Genomic DNA, 2,897 nt, shown 5'->3' on the forward strand with positions numbered 1-2,897 from the left:
CAGCCTCCAGCCCTCCTCCAGCGCCAGGCCCTCGAAATCCATCGCGCGCCGCCCCCTAGAACCAGCCGCGACGATGGAAGAGCCACGCCATCGACCCGGCGATCGCCAGCATCGAAGCCACCATCACCGCGAAACCGTAATTGCTGTGCAGCCCCGGGATCTCGTCGAAATTCGTCCCGAACACCCCCGTAATCACCGTCGCCGGCAGCGCCAGCGCGCCCACCACCGCCAGCACCTTCATCACTTCATTCATCTTGTTGTTCAGCGTGCTCAGGTAGGTGCTCAGTGCCACCTCCGCATCCTCCCGCAGCTCCTCGAGCGCCAGGTCCACCCGCAGCAGGTGGTCGTAAATATCCCGGAAGTAGATCACGTTCTGCTGCTGCACCAGCGGCACCTCCCCGCGCCCGAAGCGCAGCATCAGCCCGAGCATCGGCGCCAGCGTCCGTCGCATCGTCCCCGCAGCCCGCCGCGCCTCCAGCACACGCTGCGCAACGCCCCCGTCCCGGTCCCCCGAGATGACCAGGTCGGCCAGCCGGTCCAGCTCCTCATTCATCGCCGCCACCCGCGGCAGGAACGCATCCACCACCCGGTCCAGGACCTCGTACAGCAGCCCGTCCGTCCCCGGCCGCAGCGCCAGCCCCTGCTCCAGCGCCGTCCGCACCCCATCCACCTGCGGCAGCGCCGCCGCGTTATCCCGGTAGGTGATCAGGAACCCCCGCCCGAGGAACACATCCAGCTCCTCGAACACCGGCTCCACGGTCCCCGCCTGGAGCCCCAGGGCCACCACGAAGGCGTACGACCCGAAATCGTCGATCTTCGGCGCATGCAGGTGCGGCGCCAGGCAATCTTCCACCGCCAGCGGGTGCAGCCCGAATCGCTCGGCCAGCCCCAGCAGCGCATCCCGGTCGTCCGCCGTCAGATCGAACCACCACGGCCCGCCCGGGTGCTCGCCCTCCACCCAGCGGCCATCCACGCAGGTCCACGTTCGCATGCACCGCATGGTAAACGAACCGTGCAGATGGGCTCCGCCCGCTGGCGCGAGCCGCCGCCGCGCGCGACACTCGAACCCGCGATGAACCCGCGCCTCCTCGCCGCCATCGCCATGCCGCTCCTCATGCTCTTCAGCGCCCTCGCGGCCTGGCTCACCCGCAGCGACGAGGAGCAGCGTCCCGCCTGGCGCGATGACTCCCTCGACGACTGGCGGCGTGAGCGGCAAGCACAGGCCGAGGCCGAACGACTCCGGCGCCTCGAGCAGCAGCACCCCGGCGACCCTTCCGCGGGCGACGACCGGGGCGCCCATTAACCTTGACCACCGCCGCGCGTTATCTCTAGTGCACGGGCCAAAAGCCTGAGTATGCTCGAAAGGAGGACGCTCGGCCCTTCCGTTCCGGCGCGGCCCAGGGGGCTGGATGGCACACACCGCAGTCGATGAGCTGGCTCCCGACTTCGACGAACAGGCTATCGTCGAAGCGGCCCAGCAGGGGGACCAGCAGGCGCTCGCAGCGCTCTACGACCACTACTTCCCCCGCGTCTACCGCTACGTCGCCAGCCGGCTCTCCTCCACCGAAGATGCCGAGGACGTGACCACGGAGATCTTCCTCCGCGTCATCGAAAACCTCCGCACCTTCACCTTCCGCGGCCTCCCCTTCGGCGCATGGGTCTTCCGCATCGCCCGCAACGAAATCGTCAGCTTCGTCCGCAGGCAAAAGCTAAGGAGCAACACCGCTCCCCTCAGCGAATCCATCGCCGACCCCGCGCCCGACCACGTCGAAGAACTGCACACCCAGCTCACCCTCGAAGTGGTCCGGCAAGCCGCAGAACGCCTTCCTGAGGCCCAGCGCCAGGTTATCGCCCTCCGCTTCGGCGCCGGCCTCTCCGTCGCCGAAACCGCGAAAGTCCTCGGAAAGACCGAAAACAACGTGAAAGTCCTCCAGCACAAAGCCATTGCCAAACTCCAGCACATGGTGCCCCCGCAATGATCCGCCGCCTGTTCGAACGCAAGGCAGACCGCCAGGCCGAACTCCTCCACGAAGCCCAGGCCCTCATCGATGACGGCCTCGAACCCGACTTCGTCCTCGGCCTCTTCCCGGACGACGCCGATTGGCTCGCCCCTCTCCTCCGCACCACTGCCGCGCTCGAACAGGCCTACGCCGCCGAAACCCCCAGCTTCTACTTCGAAGCATCCCTCAAGTCCGCCTTCCTCGCCCGCGCCGCCGAGCCGGCGCCTTGCCCCGAACCCCTCGTCCTGCCCGTCCCCGGCTACTCGCCCCTCCGCACTGCTATCGCCAGCGGCGCGATCCTCTCCGGTGCAGCTGCCGTCGGCATCCTCGCCCTCGGCTTCGTCACCGCCGGCGATGCCGTCCCCGGCGATTGGAACTACGCCTTCAAACGCGCCAACGAACGCATCGAATACACCCTCTCCCGCGGCGACGCCCGCATCGATGTCCGGCTCCGCCAGGCCGAAGCCCGCGTCTACGAACTCCAGCAGCTCGCCGGCCGCAACGATAACCTCGCTGCCTCCCTCGAAACCCTCCAGCGCGAACTCCGCACCATCGCCGACCTCGCCGAGAAGCAGGGCGGCCTCACCGACGCCCAGAAGGCCCGCGTCAAATCCCTCGCAGAGCAGAGCAGCACCGTCCTCCAGCAGGCCCGCAGCCGCCCCGATATCGACCCCGAAACCGTCGCAGCCACCGCCGCTGCTATCGATGACGCGGTCAACGCCGCCCTCGGGCCGGTGACCCCGCTCGCCACCCCCGAGCCCACCGCCGCGGCCACACCTGAACCCTCGCCCCAGCCCTCGCCGTCACCTTCCGCGACCCCTGAGCCTGCCGCCACCGCCTCGCCCGAGGCGACCGCTACTGCCCCCGCAGAAGCCACCGATACCCCATCCGCCGGGG

General features: G+C 68.9%; 4 protein-coding genes. 3 read left to right on the top strand and 1 reads right to left on the bottom strand.

Annotated elements, in window-relative coordinates; all coding sequences use genetic code 11:
- Positions 1 to 55: 55 nt before the first annotated feature.
- Positions 56 to 991, bottom strand: a complete 936-nt coding sequence (locus tag VAE46_RS03395) for a magnesium transporter CorA family protein (protein ID WP_322795508.1) — start codon at positions 989 to 991, stop codon at positions 56 to 58.
- A gap of 81 nt (positions 992 to 1,072) precedes the next feature.
- On the opposite strand from VAE46_RS03395, the gene VAE46_RS03400 reads away from it, so the two are divergent.
- The 3 genes from VAE46_RS03400 to VAE46_RS03410 all read left to right on the top strand — a co-directional run.
- Entirely contained in the window at positions 1,073 to 1,303 is a 231-nt protein-coding gene (locus tag VAE46_RS03400; protein WP_322795509.1) for a hypothetical protein, read from the top strand.
- 106 nt (positions 1,304 to 1,409) lie between these two features.
- Entirely contained in the window at positions 1,410 to 1,979 is a 570-nt protein-coding gene (locus VAE46_RS03405) for an RNA polymerase sigma factor (protein ID WP_322795510.1), read from the top strand.
- Positions 1,976 to 2,897, top strand: a 922-nt coding sequence (locus tag VAE46_RS03410; protein ID WP_322795511.1) for a DUF5667 domain-containing protein, incomplete at its 3' end; no start/stop codon positions are given. The genes VAE46_RS03405 and VAE46_RS03410, both read left to right, overlap by 4 nt.

Source organism: Tepidiforma sp. (assembly GCF_034433535.1).
In the GTDB taxonomy this organism is placed as follows: Bacteria; Chloroflexota; Dehalococcoidia; order Tepidiformales; family Tepidiformaceae; genus Tepidiforma.